This window comes from Pseudoalteromonas thalassia, from assembly GCF_049257215.1.
GTDB classification, from domain to species: Bacteria; Pseudomonadota; Gammaproteobacteria; order Enterobacterales; family Alteromonadaceae; genus Pseudoalteromonas; species Pseudoalteromonas lipolytica_C.
In genome coordinates, this window is the sequence record NZ_JBMMUE010000023.1 from 20,730 (window position 1) to 37,631 (window position 16,902).

General features: G+C 40.1%; 16 protein-coding genes. 10 read left to right on the forward strand and 6 right to left on the reverse strand.

Going from position 1 to position 16,902, the window contains the following annotated elements:
* Positions 1-6: 6 nt before the first annotated feature.
* A complete protein-coding gene (locus AAEU31_RS19405; RefSeq protein WP_036970432.1) occupies positions 7-279 on the reverse strand; it encodes an oxidative damage protection protein in 273 nt (90 codons plus the stop codon).
* A gap of 15 nt (positions 280-294) precedes the next feature.
* Positions 295-1,371, reverse strand: coding sequence for an A/G-specific adenine glycosylase (mutY, locus tag AAEU31_RS19410; protein ID WP_206769093.1), 1,077 nt, complete (start codon positions 1,369-1,371; stop codon positions 295-297).
* Positions 1,372-1,590: 219 nt separating this feature from the next.
* Here mutY and trmB point away from each other — a divergent pair, with 219 nt between their 5' ends.
* The 5 genes from trmB to arcA all read left to right on the forward strand — a co-directional run bounded on the left by trmB (position 1,591) and on the right by arcA (position 6,446).
* Complete coding sequence (gene trmB, locus AAEU31_RS19415; RefSeq protein WP_135925827.1) at positions 1,591-2,316, forward strand: tRNA (guanosine(46)-N7)-methyltransferase TrmB; 726 nt, start codon at positions 1,591-1,593, stop codon at positions 2,314-2,316.
* Positions 2,317-2,332: 16 nt separating this feature from the next.
* Entirely contained in the window at positions 2,333-3,361 is a 1,029-nt protein-coding gene (gene rsmC, locus AAEU31_RS19420) for a 16S rRNA (guanine(1207)-N(2))-methyltransferase RsmC (protein ID WP_421968067.1), read from the forward strand.
* Between the two features lie 119 nt (positions 3,362-3,480).
* Positions 3,481-5,103, forward strand: coding sequence for a HAMP domain-containing sensor histidine kinase (locus AAEU31_RS19425; RefSeq protein WP_199526241.1), 1,623 nt, complete (start codon positions 3,481-3,483; stop codon positions 5,101-5,103).
* Complete coding sequence (locus AAEU31_RS19430) at positions 5,103-5,624, forward strand: YfiR family protein (RefSeq protein ID WP_138558647.1); 522 nt, start codon at positions 5,103-5,105, stop codon at positions 5,622-5,624. The genes AAEU31_RS19425 and AAEU31_RS19430 overlap by 1 nt, the downstream gene beginning before the upstream one ends.
* Positions 5,625-5,729: 105 nt before the next feature.
* Positions 5,730-6,446, forward strand: a complete 717-nt coding sequence (arcA, locus tag AAEU31_RS19435; protein ID WP_054551295.1) for a two-component system response regulator ArcA — start codon at positions 5,730-5,732, stop codon at positions 6,444-6,446.
* A 6-nt stretch (positions 6,447-6,452) separates the two neighbouring features.
* On the opposite strand, the gene arcB is transcribed toward arcA, so the two are convergent.
* Entirely contained in the window at positions 6,453-8,780 is a 2,328-nt protein-coding gene (gene arcB / locus AAEU31_RS19440; protein ID WP_421968068.1) for an aerobic respiration two-component sensor histidine kinase ArcB, read from the reverse strand.
* 175 nt (positions 8,781-8,955) lie between these two features.
* Here arcB and folE2 point away from each other — a divergent pair, with 175 nt between their 5' ends.
* From folE2 to AAEU31_RS19460, 4 genes are all read left to right on the forward strand, one after another.
* Positions 8,956-9,876: a GTP cyclohydrolase FolE2 gene (gene folE2, locus AAEU31_RS19445; RefSeq protein WP_421968069.1), complete on the forward strand. Its 921-nt coding sequence runs from the start codon at positions 8,956-8,958 to the stop codon at positions 9,874-9,876.
* A gap of 81 nt (positions 9,877-9,957) precedes the next feature.
* Complete coding sequence (locus AAEU31_RS19450; protein WP_135925833.1) at positions 9,958-10,557, forward strand: DUF2726 domain-containing protein; 600 nt, start codon at positions 9,958-9,960, stop codon at positions 10,555-10,557.
* A 123-nt stretch (positions 10,558-10,680) separates the two neighbouring features.
* Positions 10,681-11,388, forward strand: coding sequence for a 5'-methylthioadenosine/S-adenosylhomocysteine nucleosidase (mtnN, locus tag AAEU31_RS19455; RefSeq protein WP_135925834.1), 708 nt, complete (start codon positions 10,681-10,683; stop codon positions 11,386-11,388).
* Position 11,389: 1 nt separating this feature from the next.
* Positions 11,390-12,340, forward strand: a complete 951-nt coding sequence (locus AAEU31_RS19460) for a cobalamin biosynthesis protein CobD/CbiB (protein ID WP_421968070.1) — start codon at positions 11,390-11,392, stop codon at positions 12,338-12,340.
* A 59-nt stretch (positions 12,341-12,399) separates the two neighbouring features.
* Here AAEU31_RS19460 and tyrS read toward each other — a convergent pair whose 3' ends face one another.
* Entirely contained in the window at positions 12,400-13,599 is a 1,200-nt protein-coding gene (tyrS, locus tag AAEU31_RS19465; protein WP_135925836.1) for a tyrosine--tRNA ligase, read from the reverse strand.
* Positions 13,600-13,997: 398 nt separating this feature from the next.
* Between tyrS and AAEU31_RS19470 the strand changes: the two genes are divergently transcribed.
* Positions 13,998-15,314 carry a peptidoglycan DD-metalloendopeptidase family protein gene (locus AAEU31_RS19470; protein ID WP_135925837.1) on the forward strand — a complete coding sequence of 439 codons (1,317 nt, stop codon included), beginning with the start codon at positions 13,998-14,000 and terminating at the stop codon, positions 15,312-15,314.
* A gap of 163 nt (positions 15,315-15,477) precedes the next feature.
* Here AAEU31_RS19470 and AAEU31_RS19475 read toward each other — a convergent pair whose 3' ends face one another.
* Positions 15,478-15,654, reverse strand: coding sequence for a hypothetical protein (locus tag AAEU31_RS19475; protein ID WP_165385086.1), 177 nt, complete (start codon positions 15,652-15,654; stop codon positions 15,478-15,480).
* A gap of 115 nt (positions 15,655-15,769) precedes the next feature.
* Entirely contained in the window at positions 15,770-16,900 is a 1,131-nt protein-coding gene (locus tag AAEU31_RS19480; RefSeq protein ID WP_135925838.1) for a sodium ion-translocating decarboxylase subunit beta, read from the reverse strand.
* Positions 16,901-16,902: the final 2 nt, after the last annotated feature.

Consider the following 16,902-nt stretch of genomic DNA (forward strand, 5'->3'; position numbering starts at 1 on the left):
ATTGGTTTATTTTTCTGGTGGACGGTAGCCTTCTATTTCTACGTCTTTACCTTCAAATAAGAAACCGACCATTTGCTCTTCTAAAAAAGCACGGTGCTCTGGGTCCATCATGTTTAAATGCTTTTCGTTAATCAACATCGTTTGCTTGTGTTGCCATTGGCCCCACGCTTCTTTACTGATGTTGTTGAAAATCTTTTCACCAAGCTCACCTGGGTATAGTTGGAAGCCTAAGCCTTCAGCTTCTTTTTGTAACTTTTGACAAAATACTGTACGTGCCATAATTGCTCTCTACTCTTATTGCGTGATGCTATTGTAATCTATTGTGCTTAATTGTTTAACCAGCTTTTTCGTTGGGGCTGCAAGGCCAACTTCAACTGACTCATCAAGCGGATACCAAACCAGTTGTCGCTCATTGATAAGGTCTGGAATATTTGGCAATGTTAAAACATGCGGATTAATGGTCAGTTCAAAATGCGAAAACACATGGGTAAAGGCTTCAAGTGCCTGCGTATTTGCAGTTAAACCGTGCTGAGCTAAAAATGTTTCTAGTTCAGTTAATTCGCTAAACTCAAAAAAGCCAAACAAGCCGCCCCATATTCCAGAGCTCGGGCGTTTTTCCATAAGTACTTTATTGTCACAGGCTAGGATCAGCTGATGACATGACTTTTTAGGCACTGCCTTTTTCGGTTTTGAATGTGGGAACTCTTTAACTTTGCCTTCATTAAAAGCAAGGCATTTACTATTTAAAGGGCACGGCTCACAATCAAATTTACTACGCGAACAAAGGCTTGCACCTAAATCCATCATTGCCTGATTAAACTCAGTGACCGACTCTTTAGGGGTTAATTGCGATGATAATGACCAAAGCTGGTTTTCGACCTTTTTCACCCCATACCAGCCTTCAATCATAAAAAAGCGCGCCAGTACTCGTTTTACATTACCGTCTAGAATTGGGTGATGTTGGCCAAGCGATAAAGACAAGATAGCCCCTGCAGTAGAGCGACCAATGCCCGGCAAGTCCATCACCTCTTCAAGTGTGGTTGGAAATTGCCCTTGGTACTTATCACGAACTATTTTTGCTGTTTTATGTAAGTTGCGTGCACGAGCGTAATAGCCAAGGCCAGTCCAGTGGTGCAACACCTGATCTTCATCCGCATTTGCAAGCGCAATGATGTCAGGAAAGCTTTGCATAAACTTTTCAAAGTAAGGAATAACAGTTACGACTTGAGTCTGCTGTAGCATGACCTCAGAGATCCATACCTTATAAGGGGTTTTATTTAACTGCCATGGAAGAGTTTTACGGCCGTGAAGGTGATACCAGTCAACCACTTGGTTTGCAAACCAAGTTGACTCCTTATTGCTTAAATTCAAAATAACATCTTTACTTGCTGAAGCTCATTGCGGCCAAGTCTATTGCAGTTAGTTAGGCCAAGCAAGTCGAACAGACTCCGCCTTGCCTAAATAGCCCACATATGGCTGCAAAATTAATCTCGAAAGATAAACAGGTTCTTACTATTGTACTCAAGGCGCAGGTCAGGGATAATATGCAACCTTTTTCTATAGTCAGTGTTTTTTATCAGGCCAAATTATATGAATGACTCAAGTAACCCAAACCTCGAGCAAGCAAAGCAAGAGGGTAAATATATCCGCACGATTCGTAGTTTCGTTAAGCGCGAAGGTCGCCTAACAAAGGGCCAAGCAGCCGCCATCGAAAAGTGTTGGCCAACAATGGGCCTTGAGCATAAAAATGGTATGCTCGATCTAAAAGAAGTATTCGGTAACGATAACGATGTCGTACTAGAAATCGGCTTTGGTATGGGTAAATCACTGGTTGAAATGGCTAAAAACGCACCAGAGCTTAACTTTATTGGTATTGAAGTTCATCGCCCTGGTGTTGGCGCTTGTTTAATGGACGCTGACGAAGCAGGGATCACCAACTTACGTGTATTCGAGCATGATGCAGTTGAAGTGCTTGCTGATTGTATTGCTGATGAGAGTTTATCTAAACTGCAATTATTTTTCCCTGATCCATGGCATAAAAAGCGTCACCACAAGCGTCGTATCGTGCAGCCTGAGTTTGCGCAAAAACTACGTAGCAAATTAAAAATTGGTGGTGTTTTTCACATGGCGACTGACTGGGAAAACTATGCCGAGCATATGCTTGAAGTAATGCAAGTTGCTGAAGGTTACAAAAACCAATCAGAAACCAATGATTACGTTCCTCGCCCAGATTCACGTCCATTGACAAAATTTGAGCAACGCGGTCATCGCTTAGGTCACGGCGTATGGGACTTGATGTTTGAGCGTACTAAGTAATAAAAGGTAAAGCAGCATGAGTAAGTTAACCAACCCAAGTTTATTATTGCTTCGAAATGAAGACGAACTTGTTGGGCAGTCGATTTTAGTGGTTAACTTTGAGCAAGATGGCTTTTTACGCGAACTTAAAACGCTAAACCCAGACGCAAAAATTACTGCGTTCAGTTATAACCACGCTAATGCCATGTATGCCAGCAAAATTGCAGGTGTACATGCTGTGGTTGATCACACTATTCCAAATGGTAACTACGATTTAGTTATCTATTACTACCCAAAAGCTAAGCCAGAGGCACTAATGTGCCTTGATAATATCCGTGCTGTTTGCCAGCAAGATGCTCAGCTTTTTGTGGTTGGTGAAAATAAAAGCGGCGTTAAATCAGCAGAGAAACAACTAAAAGACTACTGTGGCTTTAGTAACAAAATCGATAGTGCTAAGCATTGTATTTTGTATATGTTCTCTGAGCTTACGTTAAATGATAACTTCGATATCAGCCGCTATCACAAACAATTCCAAGTTAAAGCTGGTGATGTTGAATTCACTGCTATCAGTGTACCAGGGGTATTTAACCACGGTGCTCTTGATGTTGGTACCGCGGTACTACTTAACCATGCCCCTTCTATTAACAAGGGAAAAGTGCTCGATTTTGCTTGTGGGGCAGGCATAATTGCCACCTACTTAGGTTTAAAGCAGCCTGAGCTAGAATTTGTTTGTAGCGATGTAAGCGCCCTTGCAACTTACGCCACAGAACAAACACTGGCACTAAATAACCTCAAAGGTGAAGCCATATTAAGTGATGGTTTAGCAAGCATTGAGGGTAAATTTGATTTAATTATCAGTAACCCGCCTTTCCACACGGGTATTGCCACAGACTACACCATTGCCGAGGCCTTTCTAAGCTCTGCAAAGCAGCACTTGAGTAAGCAAGGAAAATTGACCATTGTTGCTAACAGCTTCTTAAAATATCCACCCATTTTAGAAGCGCAATTTGGCCGGTACAGCACCGATTTTAAAAATACTAAATTTGCCGTTTACTCAGCTTCATAACAATTTGTAAAATAGCTTATTCATAACAAAAATATTTTATTAAATATTTAGTTACTTTTTCTGTTTTTGCTAGACTTAATTTTTAATAACAATATAAAAAGATTGGCCTTCTATCGCGCATGTCACTATTTTCGGCACAAACAAGTATTCGTAAAGCGTTGGCAAATGCGGTCATGCTCGTCACTGCGCTATGCCTATCTTTGTCGATTTCGATATCGACTTACCTTGACGTTAAAGAACAAAAAGCCTTAATCGTTGATAAAATCACCCTACTTGCAGAAATCATTGCCTACAATGCGCAAGTAACAGTGCTTTTTGATGATAATGAAACAGAAGCAGAGCGTTTAAAACTATTTGAATCTGTGCCTATGATCAAAAATGTGCACATTTATGCTATTGATGAGTTATCAAATAAGCCTAAATTCTTTAGTAGCTTTAACGCAATAAGAACCCCTCCAGTACCAATTAAAGTTAATAATATTGATGAGCTATTAGAACCTCAATTTAAAAACAAAGCGATAGAGCTAATAAAACCTATTGTTTATGAAGGTAATACTATTGGCTATGCCTATGTCCGTGGTGACTTAGAAAGACTAAACCAATATATTAACAAGAAGATTTTTATCGATATTTTGTTGACTCTTTTTGTCTTGGTTATTGTGTATTTTGTTTCTAGACGCATTCAAAAACGCATAGCAAGCCCAATCGATAATTTGAGTAACCTGCTGCAAGATGTATCTAGAAACCACAACTACGAAACACGTGCGCAAAAAACCAATGTTGACGAGATCAATCAACTAGCTAATAGCTTAAATATCATGCTTGCCCGTACTCAAAAGCAGATTGAGCGCCATGAAAATGACAAGCAAGAAATTAAGCAACTGAACCAAAGCCTTGAAGAAAAAGTAAATCAGCGCACAATCGCCCTACGAGAAGCGAATCAAGAGCTACTCAATACCCTTGAGCGAATGCATCAATATCAAAACCAAATTGTAGAAAATGAAAAAATGGCCTCTCTTGGCCAAATGGTCGCAGGCGTTGCCCATGAAGTTAACACGCCGATTGGTTTAGGTATCACAGGTTCAACATTACTTCGCGATAAACTTGCAGAAATAAACAGTTTATTTGAGCAAAAAACCTTAACCTCATCACACCTAAAGCGTTTCATAGATGATGGTATTGAAAACCTCGACTTAATTTATCGAAACCTTAACCGTGCAGCAGAATTGGTTTCTAGCTTTAAAAAAGTAGCTGTGAATCAAGATGTAGAAATGAGTACCAAAATAAATCTGCATGACTTATTAAGTGATGTAATTATGTCGATGCGCTCAGAAATACAATACCGCAACCCAAAAATCATTATCAATTGTAATAGTAACTTTAGTATCGAAACTAAATCTGGACCGTTACAACAAGTATTACAGCAACTGTTAAGCAATTCTGTTATTCACGGCTTTACTGATGATATTGGCAACGAAGTTAGGTTTGACGTTGAACGTAATGAGAGCAGCCTTATTATCGATTACTATGACAATGGTATTGGTGTTGATAAATCAATTAAGAAGCGTATTTTTGATCCTTTTGTCACCACTAAGCGAGGTGAAGGCGGAAGCGGTTTAGGTATGCACCTAGTGTACAACCTTGTAACCCAAGCGCTTGGAGGAACGATTGTATATGATGAGCTTAATCAAGAAGGCGTGCACTTTATAATCACACTACCTTTGCATGAAGGTGACATGTGATGCGTTGGATGTGTTATTTAGTCGTTCTTTTGCTTAGTGTGAACTCTGCTTTCGCAAAGTCACCAGAGCAAGTTAAGTCTGCATTTTTATATCAGATTGCCAAGTTCACCAAGTTTGATGATCAAGTAGATCCTCCCCCTGTTACATTTTGTTTTTACGATTTAGAAAATGGTCCGGGCTCGTATCTTAAAGAGAAAAATGAACTGCAAATTAACAAAAAACCAATCAAAGTAATTTTAGTGAAAAAAACTCAGCAAATTTCTGAACTTTCTCAAGTTTGTGATATCACATACATTGATGAAACATTAGAAAATGATATACTTCCACTTTGGACCGATACAATTTCATTAAATACTTTAACAATAGGCGAAAGTATTAGTTTTTTAGAAAATGGCGGTATAGCCTCTCTGGTTCAAGAAGGAAATAAAATCCGACTGTATATCAATAAGCAGCACGTATTGCAGCATAACTTTAAAGTGCAATCTCGATTGTTAGCTATGGCTAAGTTTTATCCAAATTGATTTTACTTGTTAACAATTGGATCTAATCCTATAATCTCTAGTATTCGGTTTTGCTTGATAATACCGAATTTTTGTAAATAAAATTTCCGAAAAGGTTAATATACAATGCAAACGCCAGTCATTCTGATCGTAGAGGATGAAGACGTAACTCGACTAAACCTCGTTAGTTTATTTGAAGCTGAAGGTTACAAAGTTATTGAAGCCATTGATGGCGATGATATGCATGACAAGCTTACAAATAATGATGATGTGAACCTTGTAGTTATGGACATCAACCTACCAGGTAAAAACGGGCTAATCTTAGCACGTGAACTTCGTCAAAAACGAAACGTGGGTTTAATTTTCTTAACAGGTCGTGACAACGACGTTGATCGCATTTTAGGTCTAGAAATTGGTGCTGATGATTACATCACAAAACCATTTAACCCGCGCGAGCTAACTATCCGTGCTCGTAACCTAATTTCGCGCACAGCTTTAGGCGGCGAAGAAGCAAATATCGAAACAAACGGTGTTATTACATTTAACGGTTGGGAACTTGATGAAAACAGCCGTTGTTTAACATCTCCAAGTGGTGACGCTAAACGTTTACCTAAAGGTGAATATCGTGCGCTACGCTTAATGCTTGACTCACCGGGCCGTATTTTCAGCCGTGAGCAATTAATCAAGCACATGACTGGCCGTGAGCTTCGCGCTAATGACCGTACTGTAGACGTAACAATTCGTCGTATCAGAAAACACTTTGAAAGCGATAACAGCACATCTGAACTAATCAGCACCATCCATGGTGAAGGCTATCGTTTCATCGGTAAAATCGACAGCTAATTAGAATTAATTTTCTAGTTGTTGTAAAAATAATTGGAGGGCTTCGCGCCCTTCATTTATTTTAACTGCTAGTTCATCAAGCCACTGTTGTAACTCTTCACTACTTTCTTCAAGCGCTCCATGTTCCATCTTCTTAGCGTGTAACTGAACATCGTTTAAGCCTACAGAGCCAGCTGCGCCTTTTAATTTATGCGCCACCGATTTATATTCTTCTCTATCATCTGCTGCTAACGCATCTGCAAGCTCAGTTTGATACTGTGGGTTTAGCTTATTAAACAGCTCACAACTACGGTTGAAGATAGTTAACCCCATTGAACCAACAAAGTCTTCAATGGTTTCAATATCAAGTAACTCAACGCGGATACCTGACAAATCTTTGACTGACACAGGCTTGATTGTTTCTGACTGAGAACTTTTTTGTTGTTTAATATCAAACAGCTCACCAAGCATTTTATCAAGCTTGGTTGTATTAATAGGCTTCGCAAGCGCGCCTTGAATGTTAATACCAGCAAGCTCTTCTTCTGCACTACGCACGTTAGCAGTTAAGGCAACGATTGGTAGGTTATCAAAGTGCTCATCGTCACGAATTTGGCGAGCAACTTCATCACCGTTGATATCTGGCAATTGCATATCAAGTAACACGAGGTCTAAGTCATCTTCTGTGTAGACAAATGACAGCGCATCTTCACCGGTTTCAGCCCAAATAACTTCGTGACCACGCTGCTCAAGTAAATTTGTGGCAATTTCAGCGTTAAGCGGGACATCTTCAACAAGTAGAATGTTTAAACTACGAACCGCATAATTTTGCTCTGTAGGCGCAATGCAGAGTTTAAGTGGGATCTCTACCACAAAAACGCTGCCCTCACCTTCTGTGCTGCTTACATGTATTTCACCTTTCATCGCAGTAACCAGTGCTTTTGTTACTGCAAGCCCAATACCTGAGCCAATAGCATTGGTGCCATTGATGTCTGGTGCTTTGTAGTACATGTCAAAAATACGGTGTAGTTGTTCTTGCGGGATCCCCTGACCGGTATCACTAACACGCATGACTAACCAAGGACCATCTGGGCGATTTTCACGAATACATTCAAGCTCAACATGACCTTGCTGTGTAAACTTAACGGCATTATTTATTAAGTTCCACACAACTTGACGTAACCGAGTTGGGTCAAGCGATGCATACACATCCAACGTGCCTTTTCGTTTGATATTAAAATCAAGGCTCTTTTGTTCAGCAATCAGGCCAGCAAAGTTAACAACATCATTGATAAAGTCAGCTACATTTACTGAGTCAGTAACGATATCTAGCTGCTCACGGTCAATTTTATCTAAATCAATAATATCGTTAAAAATATTACCAAGGGTTTCAGCACTCGAAAACACTGTGTTACACCAACTACGCTGCTGTTTATCAAGCTCGGTATCAAGCAACATGCGTGTTAAACCTACAATACCATTCAAAGGCGTTCTAAGTTCATGGCTCAATGTTGCAATAAACTTCCCTTTGTCTTTATAAGCTGCTTCAAGCGCTTGTGCGGCTTCTTTACGGCTGGTGATATCACGGCCGAAAGCGAGCAAACCAATATACTCCCCTTTTTCGTTAATAAACGGTAACTTACGCATCTCAAACCAGCGCTTTTCACCATTAACGGGATATTCAACATCAAGCGTTAGGGCTTGGTGCGTTTGCGATACTTTTTTGTCGGTGCGCAGTACTTCAGGTAAGTAATTACTTGGGTAGATTTCCTCTACACTTTTGCCAATTAACTCTTCGCCACTTTTTCCAATTACTTGCTCAAACATTTTATTACAGCCAGCAAAGACGCCGTTGTTATCACGGTAATAAAATAAATCAGGAGAGGAGTCGACAATTGAGCGCAATAACATACCTTGTTGGGCGAGTTCTTGTTGAGTTTTCTTGCGCTCAGCGATTTCACGTCTGAGCTCTTCAATTGCTCTGTGCTTAGCGTGAAACGCCATTTTACGCTCATCAATCTCTTCATTTAAGCGACTGATATTGTCTTTTAACGTTTGGTTTAATAGTTTTTCTTGCTTAGTGGCACTATCTAAATAGCTATATGATGCTTCGAGCTGGCGAATTGAATTTAGCAGTACCGAAATCAAAATTGGCGATACAACTGCGGTAAAAAACATCACCGCTAAAACATCCACCAAGGTGACAGTACCCACTGCAACATAATAAAACATGCAAGATAAAATCAGCGACATCACTAATAATAAGGCATAGCAAGCCGCAGCGGTCTTAAATTCACCGTATTTAGAAATAAAGCTTGAGAGTGTGCGAGCCCACGGACTCATAGAAGAATCAATCATATATTAAAGCTTAGGCACATAATCGAAAAAAACAGCATAGCTAATTTTATCACTAATCCTTTAGAAATATTCACATTGTGCGATAAACATATAATTTTTTCACGTATGGCACTTCTTTTTATATTTTTTCATGTAAAATATCGCGCTTTATTAATTGCAAAGAATGAGTATTACCATGCAAACCACAATGCCAGATATTGCTGATACGGCCCCAGCGTTAAAAACGGGTAAGTTAGACTGGGTTGGCATGGGTGAGATTGAACTACCTTTCATTTTTGAAACTCGTAACCAAGCCCCAGTAAATGTAATTGCTAAAGCACGCGCCTTTGTTAATTTACATAAAGAAGATGCCAAAGGCATTCATATGTCGCGTTTATTTTTGGCGCTTGATACCTTATCAACCGAGCAACAAGTTAATCCCCAAACCCTTGCTCAAGCACTTGATGCCTTTATCAGTAGTCATGATGACCTAAGTGACAAAGCACAGATCGAGTTTAAATTTGAGTTGCCTTTGCGCCGCAAATCACTATTAAGTGGTAAAGTGGGCTGGAAAAACTACCCTATCCACTTAATCGCTAAAATAAACCAAGGTGTATTAAGCTTTGAATTAATGGTTGATGTGACCTACTCGTCAACATGCCCATGCTCAGCGGCCCTTGCACGACAACTAATTCAAAATGCATTTAGCGAAAAGTTTGCAGAGCAAGATATTGATAAGCAGACTGTTTTAGAATGGTTGGGCACAACAGATGGAATTGTGGCTACACCACACTCACAGCGCTCAATTGCAAACGTCAAAGTAAAGCTCGACAGCGAAATTGATAGTTTTGATGTGGTTGGCTTGATTGATGCTTTAGAAGCAGAGCTTAAAACGCCTGTGCAAGCAGCCGTTAAACGTGAAGACGAGCAAGAGTTTGCCCGCTTAAATGGTCAAAACCTAATGTTCTGCGAAGACGCTGCACGTAAAATTAAAGGCTTACTCGAAGAGCAAAATTACGCAGATTACTGGCTACAAATAAACCACTACGAATCACTTCATGCCCACGATGCAGTGGCAATTGCTGTTAAAGGAATTGATGGCGGCTACACGGCTTAAAAAATTCAGGTGACTCCGCACACTTAGGCACACTAATTGCTAATTATTTTGAGTGTCAATTTGTTGTTGTGGAGTTACCATATGGAATTCGCTTTATTATCAATTTTAGTTTTAGTCGTAGTAGCCTCTGTTGTTGCGTCAAAGTTTACCGATGAAGGCGGAAACCCTTATCCTTTCACTCGTAAGCAAAGTGTTTTTACGCAAGTAGAGAGTGCATTTTTACATCTTCTTGAACGTGCCGTTGGCGATCAATACAAAATTGTGAGTCGCGTTAAACTCATTGATTTAATTGACTGCAAACAAGGCTTGTCTGTTAAAGCTAAACGCGCAGCTATTGCCAAAGCCAAAAATAAGCAACTAGATTATGTACTAATCGACAAAGACAAACTTACCATTGTTGCCGCTGTTGATTTAGTTAATAACACTAACCGCGATGGCCATAAAGCTCAGCGTGATTGGTTTGTAAGTGGCGCATTAGAAGCTGCGGGTATTCCTCATATTCGTATGAAAGTAAAATCAGGATATCAACCAAGAGAAGTACGTGATGCAATCATGTTTAAGCTTGGTAAGCCTGCGGCAGCACCAATTAGACCAACGCGAAATCGCGTAACTAAGCCAGCTGTATTATCACCATCACAAGCAAAAGCACATTCAACAGCTACAGCACTTGCTGAAATATAAGCTGTCATAAATTTGGCGAAAGCAGACTTTAGGTCTGCTTTTTTGTTTTTCCGCTAGCTGATTCTCGTAACCATACCTGGTTGCGTATATAATCTCGGTATTCAATCTAAGGAATCAAATATTATGCACGTTGGTATTATTGGCGCGATGGAGCCAGAAGTAAAAATTTTACGCGAAGCAATGGCAAACCCAAGCACTATGACTAAGGCTGGCTTTACATTTTACACTGGTGAATTAGCGGGTAATAAAGTTACTTTAGTACAGTCAGGTATTGGTAAAGTTGCGTCTGCTGTTGCAACAACACTGCTTATCGATAATTTTAGCCCTGATTGTGTGATCAACACAGGCTCTGCAGGTGGTTTTGAGCCATCATTAAACGTTGGCGATGTAGTTATCTCATCAGAAGTACGTCATCATGACGTAGACGTTACTGCATTTGGCTACGAAATCGGTCAGGTGCCACAAATGCCAGCAGGCTTTGCTGCACACCCTAAATTGATTGAAGCGGCTGAGCAAAGTGTAAGTCAAATTAGTGATGTTAAGACCATGATTGGTCTAATCTGTACAGGTGACTCATTCATGTGTGACCCAGTACGAATTGAAAAAACTCGCGCTGAATTCCCAACTATGCTTGCAGTAGAAATGGAAGGCGCAGCAATTGCACAGGCTTGCCACGTATTAGAAACACCATTTGTTGTTATTCGTTCAATGTCTGACATAGCAGGCAAAGAATCACCGCAATCATTTGAAGAGTATATCGAAACTGCATCTATCAACTCATCAAAAATGGTTGTTGCTCTTTTAGAGAAGCTGACGTCGGTGAGTTTATAAGGTGATTACAAATATTGTTCAAAACCATTTGGACATTATTGTATTTTCTGTAGCGCTCATTGCTGAGCGCTTTTTTCCTTTGGTTAGTTGGTATCATCCTAATACCTTTTTAAGCGTTATTTTTTCTGCTCTTGGTGAGCGTTTATACAGCCCTTCTAACCCCAAAAGTTATCAGTATTTAGCATCAACCTTGGCATTCACCTTCACTGTGTTAGTTATAGTGACACTGGTTGTACTTTTTTTAGAATTTGCTTTTTATCCTGAGCTATTAAACGGCTTAATTTTGTATTTATTACTAAGTAGTCGTGCCCAAGAGAAAAAATCACTGCGGATAGCAAGATTAGTTAAGCTAAATCAAAAAGCGACAGCAAGAGAGCTACTTACAAGCCTTGTTGCTCGTGATGTTTCACGTTTATCTGCTCCTGGAATTTGTAAAGCCACCATGGAGTCACTGGTGCTGCAAAGTGCGCGGCATTATTTTGCCGTTATTTTCTTTTATATAATTGGCGGCGCTATCCTTGCTTTAGTTTATCGCTTACTCACTTTAATACATCAAGCATGGCGTAAGAATCGTAAGCCAAATAACCCGTTTTTAACTACCATTGCTAAATTACTGTTTGTATTAGAGTGGTTACCCATTCGATTATTGGCTTTAACGATTGCTACAAGCAATGCCAGCAAGCAGAGTATTCATTATATTAAGCACTATGGAAGACACTTTTATCAAACTAATACAGGCTGGCTATTAAGTGTGACCTCTGCGGCATTACAAGTGCAATTAGGCGGTCCGGCGCTATATCAAGAAGAGCGATTTAATAAGATGCGTGTAGGTACCGACCGTTTACCAAATGCTGATGATATTGCCGCTTTAGTGAATCGTTTAAACCAAGCGAAAGCATTTTGGTTACTACTGATAGTCGGGATTGAAGTAATTAGCCTATTCACAAACTAATCAAAATATAAGCACAAAAAAACCAGCCGTAGCTGGTTTTTTTATTTCTATTAGCTTGATTAAGCTAAGGTGATTTTAGCAAACTTACGCTTACCTACTTGGTAAATCTGAGTTGTGCCTTTTGCAACTTCAAGCTTAGTATCCGTTACTTTTTCTTCACCATTTAATTTAACTGCACCTTGCTTGATCATACGCATCGCTTCTGAGGTACTTGCAACAAGATTAGCTTCTTTTAGTAAGTTAGTGATAAACACTGTGTCTTCAGCGATAGTAACTGTCACTTCAGGGATCTCATCTGGTAATGCATTCTTTTGGAAACGCTTGATGAAATCTTGATGAGCACCTTCGGCTGCTTCTTCACTGTGGAAACGTGCAATCAGTTCTTTCGCTAATTCAATCTTGATGTCGCGCGGGTTTGCACCATCAGCAACACGCTGCTTAAGAGCTGCAATTTCTTCGATTGATAATGCACTTAATAAGTCATAGTAACGCCACATTAGCTCATCGCTAATAGACATCACTTTACCAAACATATCGTTCGGCTCATCAGTAATACCAATATAGTTACCTAATGACTTAGACATCTTTTGAACGCCATCGGTACCTTCAAGCAGTGGCATCATAAGCACTGTTTGTGGCTTTTGGCCTTCGTCTTTTTGTAGTTCACGACCCATTAGTAAGTTAAAGCGTTGGTCTGTACCGCCAAGCTCAACATCAGCTTCTAATGCAACTGAGTCCCAACCTTGTACCAGTGGATATAAAAATTCGTGGATAGCAATTGATTGACCGTTGGCATAACGCTTTTTAAAGTCATCACGTTCTAGCATACGTGCTACTGTTTGACGCGCAGCCAGTTTAATCATACCTGCCGCACCTAAGTTCTCCATCCAAGTAGAGTTAAATGCAACAGTTGTTTTAGCAGGATCGAGGATCTTAAATACTTGCTCTTTATATGTTTCAGCGTTGGCTAAAACATCTTCACGAGTTAACGGTTTACGTGTTACGTTTTTACCCGTTGGATCACCAATCATACCGGTGAAATCACCGATTAAGAAAATCACTTCGTGACCTAGGTCTTGGAAGGTTTTCATTTTGTTGATAAGAACTGTATGACCTAAATGCAGATCAGGCGCAGTTGGATCGAAACCCGCTTTGATCTTAAGTTTCTTACCTGACTTTAGTTTTTCAACTAATTCGTCTTCAATTAATATCTCTTCTGCACCGCGTTTTATCTCAGCTAGAGCGGTTTGTAAATCCACTGTGTATTACTCCAAAAATTCAGCTACCGGGGCGTGGTGGCCTGTCAGGGTTATAATTATAGAGCTAAAAACTTTAAAATTTAGCTAGTTAGCATCAAAAGAGTGACACTAAAAAAAGCCTAACTTAAATAGTTTATGAAACAGCCCTGCAGGCAGCGCGCATGATTGTTCTTTATACCGCGTTATTGCATTTTATTGAAGGTACTTTAGTTAACTAACAGCAAATTAGTTTAACTGACGACACATGCTGCAAATTCAACCAAAAAAGTTTAACGCGCAGGCCAATTCTAGCGCAAATTAGCGCCAGTTTAAATCTACAAAACACTGGTATTTGCGCTATTTTAGGTATATCCTGCAATATTAGTAATTAATTTTCTTGACAGCAGAAAAGGCACGTTATGGTTCATGTAGTGCACAAACTCCCCAAAAAACACAAACTGCTCATTCTAGGTTTGGTTTCTGCTATTGCCGGCTTGGCACTTTTGCCTTCTGAAAAGGCCACCGCCTCAAAGGATAACAGTGCAAACGCACTTGAAATTGGTAAACGCTACGAATTACAAGTTAAAGTTGATGATAACGAAAAACTAACTGAACTAAATTCGGAGCAAGCAGCAGCAAAACTTCCAGAATACGAGCTTGTTGATCATGAAGTTCGCAATGGCGATAATTTAGCTCTTATTTTTAAGCGCGCGGGCTTCTCAGCGCAAACTCTGCACAAACTAGTTAACACAAACGCTGAAACGCGCAAGTTAACAAAAATTCATCCGGGTGAAATTTTAAGTTTTGCAACCGCCGAAGATGGCTCATTAGCGCAGCTTCGTTATGTAATTTCAAAAACAGATACCTTATACGTTACATTAAATGACGAAGGTAACTACGATACATCAATCGACAGCAAAGAAATTGAAACCCTCAGCAAGTCTGCCGGTGGTGAAATCAGCAACAGCTTCTGGACATCGGGTATTGCCGCTGGTTTAAGCGAGCGTCAAATAATGAACTTTGCCGATATTTTTGGTTGGGATGTCGACTTTGCAAATGATATTCGTAAGGGTGACCAATTCGGTCTAATCTACGAAACCCACTATGTTGATGGTGAATACATTGGTGATGGCAAGATCATTGCAGCAGAATTCATAAACCAAGGTGAACGTTATACAGCGATTCGCCATACTGATGGTAACTTCTATACGCCTGAAGGCCGTAGTATGAAAAAAGCTTTCTTACGCGCGCCTGTTAACTTTAAGTATATTAGCTCAAGCTTCAACCCTCGCCGTTTACACCCTGTAACTAAAACTGTTAAGCCGCATAATGGTATTGATTATGCTGCTCGCACAGGTACACCGGTAGTTTCATCGGGTAATGGTAAAGTGATTAAAGCGGGTTACAGCAAATACAATGGTAACTACGTATTTATTAGCCACGGCACTCAATATGTAACTAAATACCTTCACTTGAACAAACGTCTGGTAAAAACAGGTCAAAAAGTGAAGCAGGGGCAAAAAATTGGTACGGTTGGTGCGACTGGCCGTGTAACTGGCCCACACTTACACTATGAATTCTTAGTAAACGGTGTACACCGTAATCCGAAAACGGTCAAACTACCTAAATCAGAGCCTTTACCGCGTGATGAGCTAGCTAAGTTTAAACCGATTGCTGATAACTTCTTAGCGCAATTACAACGTAACCGTGAGTTACAATTAGCGTTAAATAAGTAATTGAGTAAACATTAAAAAAGCCGCTTCAATGATGAAGCGGCTTTTTAGTGCCTGCCACAAAATCAGCCTTAATGACCTTTATTCTCTTCAATAATTGAAAGCAAGTATGAGCTTGCGCAGGCGCGATTCATGCCTGAAATTAAACACAAGACAGAAGCTATTATCACCTTAATAAAACATAAATAAGTTGAATAATTAGCGAAATCATCACCAGTGGCCAAATGTACTTTGCGTATTTTGTTGCGCCATCAAGCCCCATTTTAGACTGATACTTCTCAAGTAGCGGTATTAGAATAACCAAGGCAACAAAAAGGCATAGTAAGATAATAAAGATATTCATGGTGGCTTCCTTACACAACTATCATTTAACTACAATTTCTTTAGGGTGACCCTAGTCTATAGGCAAAAAAAAGCGCAGTAAAATTACTGCGCCAGTCGGTTGGAAGTAAATCGACTTAGCCAACAATCGCTAACAAAATACCTGCTGCAACGGCACTTCCTAATACCCCTGCAACGTTTGGTCCCATAGCATGCATTAACAAGAAGTTATGCGGATTGCTTTCAAGACCTACTTTATTCACCACACGTGCCGCCATTGGTACCGCTGAAACACCTGCAGCGCCTACTAATGGGTTTATTGGCGATTTAGAGATCTTATTAAGACCTTTTGCCATAAACACCCCTGAAGCTGTACCAATCGCAAACGCCAATGCACCTAACACCAAAATACCGATAGTTTCTACCGTTAAGAACTTATCAGCAGCAAGCTTTGAACCTACCGCTAAGCCTAAGAAAATCGTGGTAATGTTGATGATTTCGTTTTGTGCACTGTTACTTAAACGATCGACCACACCCGATTCGCGCATCAAGTTACCTAAGCAGAACATGCCTACAAGCGGTGTTGCAGCTGGTAAAAACAAGATAGTTAAACTAAGCACCATTAAAGGAAAAATAATCTTCTCTTTTTTCGATACAGTACGAAGTTGCGGCATTTGAATTTCGCGCTCTGCTTGCGTTGTTAGTGCACGCATAATTGGCGGCTGAATAATTGGCACTAGTGCCATATATGAATAAGCCGCTACTGCGATAGCCCCCAGTAAATCAGGTGCCAATTTAGATGCTAAGAAAATAGCCGTTGGACCATCCGCACCACCAATAATAGCGATAGCCGATGCATCTTGTAGCGTAAATTCAAAGCCAGGAATAAAGTTAAGTAGAATTGCACCAAATAAAGTTGCGAAAATACCAAACTGCGCAGCTGCACCTAACAGCAACATACGCGGATTTGCTATCAAGGCACTAAAGTCTGTCAGCGCGCCAACCCCCATGAAGATCAGAAGTGGAAACACCCCAGAATCAATCCCTATGTGATACACATAATAAAGCAGTCCACCCGGTTCAGATAAGCCTGCAGCAGGAATATTCGTTAAGATCGCCCCGAAGCCTATTGGTAACAATAGCAAGGGTTCAAAATTACGAGCAATTGCTAGATATAACAATAAGCAACCAACCGCAATCATGATCAAGGCAGGAAAGGTAAAGTTAGCGATACCTGTTGCATGCCAGAGATTTAAAAGACCATCCATTC

Coding starts and splice junctions, on each gene's coding strand:
- AAEU31_RS19405 (WP_036970432.1), bottom strand. CDS start 279: ATGGCACGTACAGTATTTTGTCAAAAGTTACAAAAAGAAGCTGAAGGC.
- trmB (WP_135925827.1), top strand. CDS start 1,591: ATGAATGACTCAAGTAACCCAAACCTCGAGCAAGCAAAGCAAGAGGGT.
- rsmC (WP_421968067.1), top strand. CDS start 2,333: ATGAGTAAGTTAACCAACCCAAGTTTATTATTGCTTCGAAATGAAGAC.
- AAEU31_RS19425 (WP_199526241.1), top strand. CDS start 3,481: ATGTCACTATTTTCGGCACAAACAAGTATTCGTAAAGCGTTGGCAAAT.
- AAEU31_RS19430 (WP_138558647.1), top strand. CDS start 5,103: ATGCGTTGGATGTGTTATTTAGTCGTTCTTTTGCTTAGTGTGAACTCT.
- arcA (WP_054551295.1), top strand. CDS start 5,730: ATGCAAACGCCAGTCATTCTGATCGTAGAGGATGAAGACGTAACTCGA.
- arcB (WP_421968068.1), bottom strand. CDS start 8,780: ATGATTGATTCTTCTATGAGTCCGTGGGCTCGCACACTCTCAAGCTTT.
- folE2 (WP_421968069.1), top strand. CDS start 8,956: ATGCAAACCACAATGCCAGATATTGCTGATACGGCCCCAGCGTTAAAA.
- AAEU31_RS19450 (WP_135925833.1), top strand. CDS start 9,958: ATGGAATTCGCTTTATTATCAATTTTAGTTTTAGTCGTAGTAGCCTCT.
- mtnN (WP_135925834.1), top strand. CDS start 10,681: ATGCACGTTGGTATTATTGGCGCGATGGAGCCAGAAGTAAAAATTTTA.
- AAEU31_RS19470 (WP_135925837.1), top strand. CDS start 13,998: ATGGTTCATGTAGTGCACAAACTCCCCAAAAAACACAAACTGCTCATT.
- AAEU31_RS19475 (WP_165385086.1), bottom strand. CDS start 15,654: ATGAATATCTTTATTATCTTACTATGCCTTTTTGTTGCCTTGGTTATT.
- AAEU31_RS19480 (WP_135925838.1), bottom strand. CDS start 16,900: ATGGATGGTCTTTTAAATCTCTGGCATGCAACAGGTATCGCTAACTTT.